General features: G+C 70.7%; 5 protein-coding genes and 1 pseudogene. 4 read left to right on the forward strand and 2 right to left on the reverse strand.

All coding sequences use genetic code 11. The annotated features are described in order from the left end of the window. Together AC08OX_RS12125 and AC08OX_RS12130 are read left to right on the forward strand one after the other, a co-directional pair. Positions 1–728: pseudogene (locus AC08OX_RS12125) on the forward strand (transcriptional regulator); the annotation flags it as partial. 154 nt (positions 729–882) lie between these two features. Beyond that, positions 883–1,953 (forward strand): endonuclease/exonuclease/phosphatase family protein, encoded by a 1,071-nt coding sequence (locus AC08OX_RS12130; protein WP_476607919.1) that lies wholly within the window; start codon positions 883–885, stop codon positions 1,951–1,953. Between the two features lie 64 nt (positions 1,954–2,017). Here the strand turns inward: AC08OX_RS12130 and AC08OX_RS12135 are convergent, their stop codons facing one another. Both AC08OX_RS12135 and AC08OX_RS12140 read right to left on the reverse strand, forming a co-directional pair. Further along, entirely contained in the window at positions 2,018–2,794 is a 777-nt protein-coding gene (locus AC08OX_RS12135; RefSeq protein WP_476607920.1) for an enoyl-CoA hydratase/isomerase family protein, read from the reverse strand. After that, entirely contained in the window at positions 2,791–2,937 is a 147-nt protein-coding gene (locus AC08OX_RS12140) for a hypothetical protein (RefSeq protein ID WP_476607921.1), read from the reverse strand. The genes AC08OX_RS12135 and AC08OX_RS12140 overlap by 4 nt, the downstream gene beginning before the upstream one ends. 261 nt (positions 2,938–3,198) lie before the next feature. Between AC08OX_RS12140 and acs the strand changes: the two genes are divergently transcribed. Beyond that, on the forward strand, positions 3,199–5,202 hold the full coding sequence (gene acs, locus AC08OX_RS12145; protein WP_476607922.1) for an acetate--CoA ligase: 2,004 nt from the start codon (positions 3,199–3,201) through the stop codon (positions 5,200–5,202). Between the two features lie 133 nt (positions 5,203–5,335). Then, positions 5,336–7,876, forward strand: a 2,541-nt coding sequence (gene glgP, locus AC08OX_RS12150) for an alpha-glucan family phosphorylase (protein WP_476607923.1), incomplete at its 3' end; no start/stop codon positions are given.

Consider the following 7,876-nt stretch of genomic DNA (forward strand, 5'->3'; position numbering starts at 1 on the left):
ATCCTCACCTCAGCGGGTGGCTCGCCCAGGACAGCAACCGGCAGGCCCTCGCGCAGCGCTACTACATCCAGGCCCTCAGCCTCGCCGAACACGCCGACGACGTCATGCTCGCCGGCCGGGTGCTGTCCGCGATGAGCGACCAGGCCGCCCGGCTGGGCCATCCCCGGCAGAGCCTCGCCCTGGCCCGGGCGGCCCTCGGCCGCGCGGTGCGGCACTCCTCGTATGCCGTGCAGGCCATGCTGCACGACAAGCATGCCTGGGCGCTGGCACGCAACCGTGACGAGGCCGGTTGCATGGAGGCCCTGGACAAGATGGACCGGGCGATCGCGCGCAGCGACGGGGACGACGGACCGTCCTGGGCCGGCCACTACAACGCCGGCGACGTCGCCGAGTGCCATGGTCACTGCCTGTTACTGCTGGGCCGCGCCCGACCGGCCGAGACGAAACTGCTCGAGGCCCGGAGCCTGCAGGGCGCGGCGCGCGCCCGAACCCGCAGCTACGCCGAGGCCGACCTCGCCTTGGCCTACCTGCGCCGACCGACTCCGGACCTGGAGGCCGCCCTGGAGGCGGGCTACCGGGCCGTCGCCGTCGCCGGGCAGCTGTCGTCCTCCCGGGTCACCGAGAAACTGCGGGAGCTGGACCGTGAGCTCGACACGCACCCGACGGTGACGGTCCGCGAATGGCACGAACGGGCGCGCCCGCTGGTCGGCGCCACAGCCGCCACCTGACCAGTCACCGATAGCCGCCGCACGGGCGCCGACGGCTCCCGGCGCCGGCAAGCTACGGCCATCGGCCCCACCGTTACCGACGTCTCACCACCGAACGGGCCGTCCGGGAGCACCCGCCTCCCGGACGGCCCTGCCAGCCGGGCACTCTGGTGAAGTGAGTTCCGCGCAGGAGTCCGGTTCCGCCGTGCCGGGCACCGACCCCACCTACCGGCACAGGGACATCCCGGTCGCCGCCCCGGAGCCCCGGCCGCACCCGACCTTCCCGGTCCGCCCCCTGGTCGTGATCGTCGCGTGGGTCGCGGTGGCCGGACTCGGGGGGATCGCCCTCGGCCGGTTGGCCCATCTCGACGATGCGGTGGGCTGGCCCTACTCCGCGATCAATGCCGGGACCGAACTGCTCTACCTCCCGGCCTACGCCACCGTGGCGGTGGCCTTCGCGCTCCGTCGCAACCTGCTGATGATCATCTCCATGGCCCTGATCGCCATCCATCTGTTCTGGACCCTGCCCGAGGTTTTCCCCGGCGGCGCCGAGGAGGCCCCGCAGGGTGCCGCGCGCCTGCGGGTGATGTCGGCGAACCTGCTCTACTACAACGACCACGCCGACCGGCTGGGCGCGCAGATCCGCGCCGCGAACCCGGACGTGCTCGTCCTCGTGGAGCTCTCCCCGCTCACCCTGGCGCGGGTCACCTCGTCCGGAGCGCTGGCGAGCTACCGGTACCGCGAGGTGCACCCGGAGCCGGGTGCGTTCGGCGCCGCCGTGTTCTCCCGCTTCCCGCTGCACGACGCCGCGGCCCCGGTCGTCGGCGGAGCAATGTCATTGCGGGCCACCGTGGAGGTGGATGAGCGTCGACGCTTCGTCGTGTACGCGGTGCACACGATCTCACCGACGACCAGCGCCTACACCGACCGCTGGCGGACCCAGCTCGACACGCTGCGCGCGCAGCTCGAACACGCCACGCTGCCGGTCGTCATGGCCGGCGACTTCAATGCCACCCGGGACCACCGGCCGTTCCGTCGGCTGGTGAACTCGGGGGTACGCGACGCGCACGACGTCGGCGGCGGCGGATGGCAACCGACCTGGAACTCCAAGAGCCTGATCCTGCCGCCCGTGCTGCGCATCGACCACGTGCTGGCCTCACCCGCGTTCGCGGTGACGGGTTTCGAGGTCGGCGGCGACTTCGGCAGTGACCACCGGCCGGTCATCGCCGACCTGGCCATGCGGTAACCCCCGGATGGCGCCTTCGGCGCAATCCGGGGACCCCTACCACAGACACCGCACGGGGTCTCCGTCAGCGGCCGATGAAGTCGGCCTTGCCGGGCCCGTTCTCGAGGAAGGACTCCATTCCGATCCGCCGGTCCTCGGTGGCGAACAGCCCGGCGAACAGCGCCGCCTCCAGACGTAGCGCCTCGGCCAGCGCGATCTCCGCGCCGTCGTCAACCGCCTGCTTCGCCGCCGCGAGCGCCATCGCCGGGCCGTTCGTGTACCGGCCCGCGATCCGCTTCGCCTGCACGTACACCTCACCCGCGGGAACGACGGCGTCGGCCAGACCGATCTCCGCTGCCTCGGCTGCCCGGACCTGCCTGCCGCTGAAGATGAGGTCCTTGGCGCGGGACGGGCCGATCAGGCGCGGCAGCCGCTGGGTGCCCCCCGCGCCGGGGATCACTCCGAGCAGGATCTCGGGCTGGCCGACCCGGGCGTCCTCGGCCAAGACCCGCACGTCCGCGCACAGGGCAAGCTCCAACCCGCCGCCCAGGGCATAGCCCGTCACCGCGGCGACCACGGGCTTCGGGATCCGGGCCACGACCTCGAAGGTGGAGTTCAGATCGCCCACCCAGGTGGATACCTCGGCGTAACCCATCGGCGCCATCTGCCGGATGTCGGCCCCGGCGGCGAACACCTTTTCCCCGCCATAGAGCACCACCGCGCGGACGTCCGACCGCCGGGTCGCCTCGACCGCGGCGGTCCGCAGTTCCGCGGCGACCGTGGAGTCCAGCGCGTTCATCGGCGGCCGGTCTAACCGGATGGTGCCGATCCCGCCGTCAACCTCGAGCCGCACCACACTCATCCGCGTTCCTCCCGCTTCAGGCCCTCGATGACCGGCGAGGCGTCCGGCGCCCCGGCGTTCCCCACCCCGTCCGACCCGCCGAGATCGTCGACGGTGCCGGCTTTGGGGATGGTTTCGATGTCGCTGTAGATGTCGGTCGCCACGATAGGCCGACACCCACTGATCTTCATCAATCATCTCCAGATCGGGTTCGGGGATCGCTCGGTTCCACCCGGCGCACTAGCCCATAGCAGGAAATAGCGGACATCGCCAACGGTCGACCGCCGGCCGGTCCCCTCTCACGCCCGGAACCTGCCGACCGCCGGAACCTGCCGCGCAACTCCTGAGAGTTGACGGGCCTTCGTGGTAGACCGGGGGGCAGCGTGTGACCGTGCTGTTCGTCCCGAGCCGACCCAGGAGGAGCCGTGACCGACACAGGTGTCAGCGTCTCGACCGGTCTCGAGAACGTCGCCGATCTCGAGGCGACCCTGGAGAGCCTGCTGTCCGTGGAGCGTTTCGACCCGTCGGCGGCCTTCACCCGGCGCCTGCCGATGGACGCCGACCGGGCCGCCGCCGAGGCAGACCCGAACGCGTTCTGGGCTCGCAAGGCCGAGGAGCTGCTGACCTGGCACACGCCGTTCACGCAGGTACTCGACGACTCGAACCCGCCCTTCTACACCTGGTTCGCGGACGGGATGCTGAACCTGTCGGAGAACTGCCTGGACCGGCACGTGGCAGCCGGGCGCGGCGAGCGGGTGGCCTTCCACTGGCACGGGGAGGAGGGGGAGCGGCGCACCGTCACCTATGCGGACCTGCTCGCCGACACCCAGCGGCTGGCGAACGGGCTGCGTTCGCTCGGCGTGCGCGCCGGCGACGTGGTCGGGATCTTCCTGCCGATGATTCCCGAGGTGGCCGTCGCGATGCTGGCCTGCGCCCGGATCGGCGCGGTCCACAACGTGGTCTTCGGCGGTTTCGCGCCGTCCGCGGTCCGGGAGCGGATGGAGGTCTCCGACGCCAAGGTGCTGATCACCGTGGACGGCGCGCGGCGCAAGGGACGGACGGCGCCGGTGAAGGCCGCCGTCGACGCGGAGCTCGGTGACCTCCCGGCGCTGGGGCACATTGTGGTCGTGCCCGGGCCGGGCGGTACCGGGGCGCCGATGACCGCGGGCCGGGACGTCTGGTACCACGAACTGCTGGCCGCGGCGGCGCCCGACTGCCCGCCGGAACCGCTGTCCGCGGAGCATCCCCTGTTCATCCTCTACAGCTCCGGGTCGACCGCGAAGCCGAAGGGGATCCTGCACACGACCGCGGGTTACCTGCTCGGCGCCACCTACACTCACCGGGCGGTCTTCGACATCGACCCGGACACCGACGTCTACTGGTGTTCCGCGGACGTCGGCTGGATCACCGGGCACTCCTACATCGTCTACGGCCCGCTATCGAACGGCGTGACCAGCGTGATGTACGAGGGGGCGCCGGACTACCCCGACTACAACATCTGGTGGCGGCTCATCGAGGAGTACAAGGTCACCGTGTTCTACACGGCGCCGACAGCGATCCGTACGTGCATCAAGTGGGGCGCGCGGTATCCCGGTCGGCACGACCTGTCCTCGCTGCGGGTGCTCGGCACGGTCGGGGAACCGATCAACCCGAAGGCGTGGTTGTGGTACCACGTGGTCATCGGCGGTGGTCGCTGCCCGATCGTCGACACGTGGTGGCAGACCGAGACCGGCTCCGCGCTTATCTCGCCGCTGGCCGGCGTCACGTCGACCAAACCGGGTTCGGCGACCCTGCCGCTGCCCGGTATCAGCCCGGCGCTGCTCTCGGAGGACGGCGAGCCGGTCACTGAGGGCACCGGCATCCTGGTGATCACCAAGCCGTGGCCGTCCATGCTGCGCACCCTCTACAAGGACGACGAGCGATTCGTCAAGACGTACTTCTCCCGCTTCGGCCCGTCAACCTACGTCGTCGGCGACGCCGCACGCCTCGACGCCGACGGCTACTTCTGGATCATCGGGCGGATCGACGACGTCATCAACGTGTCCGGGCACCGGCTGTCCACCGCGGAGGTGGAGTCGGCGATCGTCGCCCATGAGGCCGTCGCCGAGGCGGCGGTGGTCGCACAGTACGACGAGCAGACCGGCCAGGCGATCGTTGCGTTCGTGACGCTCGCCGGTGACCGCTCGGGCGACGAGGCCACCGAGGCCGAGCTGCGCGAGCACGTGGCCAGGCGGATCGGCAAGCTCGCCCGGCCACGGCGGATCATCTGGGCCGACGACCTGCCGAAGACCCGGTCCGGCAAGATCATGCGCCGGTTGCTGCGTGACATTGCCGAAGGCCGGGAACTCGGCGACGTCACGACCTTGCGCGACCCCGCGGTGATGGCCGCGCTCACGGCCAAGGTGGGCACCGCCCGAGACAACGAGTAAGGGCGGCTCCGGTCCCCGATTCCGGACAATTCTGGCTGTCATCGGGTCGACATGACAGTTGTTTCCCGGCCGGGACCAGCTGGCCGCACCCGGGTGTGTCGACGTCGCCGGCACTGTCTAGGCTCACGTCTTCGTGAGAGCCCTCCGACGGTTCACCGTCCGTGCACAGCTCCCCGGGCAGCTTGCTCCACTGGGGGAACTAGTCCTGAATCTTCGCTGGTCCTGGCATCCCGAGACGCTGGACCTGTTCGAGTCTGTTGATCCGGAGCTCTGGCGGGCGACGAAGGGAGACCCGGTCCGCCTGCTCGGCGAGGTGGACCATAACCGGCTGCTCGCGCTGGCCGCCGACCGTCGGTTCGTGCGCCGACTCACCGACGTCGCAGACGACCTCCAGGAGTACCTGACGGCCGATCTGTGGTATCAGCAGCGGAAGGCCGAGAGCGCCCCGTCGGCGATCGCCTACTTCTCCCCGGAGTTCGGTATCACCGAGGTGCTGCCGCAGTACTCCGGCGGCCTCGGCATCCTCGCCGGCGACCATCTCAAGACCGCGAGCGACCTCGGCGTGCCGATCATCGGCGTCGGCCTGCTCTACCGGGCCGGGTACTTCGTGCAGTCCCTGTCCCGGGACGGCTGGCAGCAGGAACGGTACCCGGGCATCGATCCGCACGGGCTCCCCCTGACCCAGCTGACCGATACGGCGGGGATGCCGGTGAAGGTGGCCGTCGGTCTGCCCGAGGGTCGCACGCTGCACGCGCAGATCTGGAAGGCGCAGGTCGGACGGGTCCCGCTGCTGCTGCTCGACTCGGACGTCGAGGACAACCAGCCGGCCGAGCGGGGGGTGACCGACCGGCTCTACGGCGGCGGAACCGACCACCGGCTGCTCCAGGAGATGCTGCTGGGCATCGGGGGTGTCCGCGCGCTGCGCGCCTACGCCGCGGTGACCGGGACTCCGGAGCCCGAGGTGTACCACACCAATGAGGGGCACGCGGGCTTCCTCGGCCTGGAGCGGATCCGGGAACTCGTCGAGAACGGGCTCAGCTTCGACGAGGCGCTCCAGGCCGCCCGCGCCGGCACACTGTTCACCACCCACACCCCTGTCCCCGCCGGCATCGACCGGTTCCCTCGCAGCCTGGTCGCCCGCCATTTCGGCGGGGACAACGGCTGGCCCGGCGTGCCGGTCGAGCGGATCCTGCAGCTCGGGGTGGAGGCCGACCCCAACGTCTTCAACATGGCCCACATGGGCCTACGGCTCGCACAGCGTTCGAACGGCGTCAGCAAGCTGCACGGCATCGTCAGCCGGGAAATGTTCGCGGGGCTGTGGCCCGGCTTCGACACCGCCGAGGTCCCGATCGGCTCGGTGACCAACGGGGTGCACGCCCCGACCTGGGTGTCCCGGCCCATCATCGAGCTTGCTGACCGCGAGCCCGACCCGGGCCTGCTTTCCGACGACGCGGCCGGATTCGAGAAGATCTCCACGTTGCCCGACGAGGTCGTGTGGGCCGCCCGGCGGCAACTGCGGGAGCGCCTCGTCACCGAGGTCCGCCGCCGGCTGCGGGCCTCCTGGCTCGAGCGCGGCGCGGCACCCGGTGAGCTGGAGTGGGTGAAGTCGGTTTTCGACCCGGACATCCTCACGATCGGTTTCGCCCGGCGCGTGCCGTCCTACAAGCGGCTGACCCTCATGCTGCGGGATCGTGACCGGCTGCGCCGGCTGCTGCTGCACCCGCAGCGGCCGATCCAGATGGTCATCGCCGGCAAGGCGCACCCCGCCGACGACGGCGGCAAGCAACTCGTCCAGCAGATCGTCCAGTTCTCCGACGACCCGGCCGTGCGGTCGCGCATCGTCTTCCTCCCCGACTACGACATCGGGATGGCGCGCTTCCTGTACTCCGGATCGGACGTTTGGCTGAACAACCCGCTGCGTCCGCTGGAGGCGTGCGGCACGTCGGGGATGAAGGCCGCGCTGAACGGCTGCCTGAACCTGTCCATCCGGGACGGCTGGTGGGACGAGATGTTCGACGGCCAGAACGGCTGGGCGATCCCGACCGCGGACGGGGTCGAGGACCCCGACCGGCGCGACGACATCGAGTCCGCCGCCCTGTACGACCTGTTGGAGAACACCGTCGCCCCCCGCTTCTACGACTCGGAGCCCGGCGACGGCATCCCGCGGCGCTGGGCCGCGATGGTCAAGCACACCCTGTCGGCCCTCGGTCCCCAGGTCCTGGCCAGCCGCATGGTCCAGGAGTACGTCGAGCGCTACTACGTGCCGGCCGGTGTCTCGGCCCGGGCCGCCGCCGCCAACGGCTTCGCCGGAGCCCGGGACCTGGCCGCCTGGAAGAGCCGGGTGCATGCCGCGTGGCCCGGGGTCCGCGTGCTCAACGTCGACTCCGCTGGTCTCGGTGACACCCCTCAGGTGGGCCAGTCGCTGGTGGTGCGGGCCACGGTCGACCTCGGTGAGCTGGCACTCGGGGACGTCGACGTCCTCGCCTCCTACGGCCGGATCGACCAGACCGACCGGATCCTGGATCCTTCGACGCTGTTCCTGCAGCCGGTTGGCGAAGGGGAGGGCGGTTACCGCTACGAGGGCACCATCCCGCTCGGACGCACCGGACCCTTCGGTTACACGGTGCGGGTGCTGCCCCGGCACGCACTCACCGCGAGCATCGCCGAACTGGGC

The sequence above is a fragment of the Frankia sp. CoBUL1 genome, from assembly GCF_978021245.1.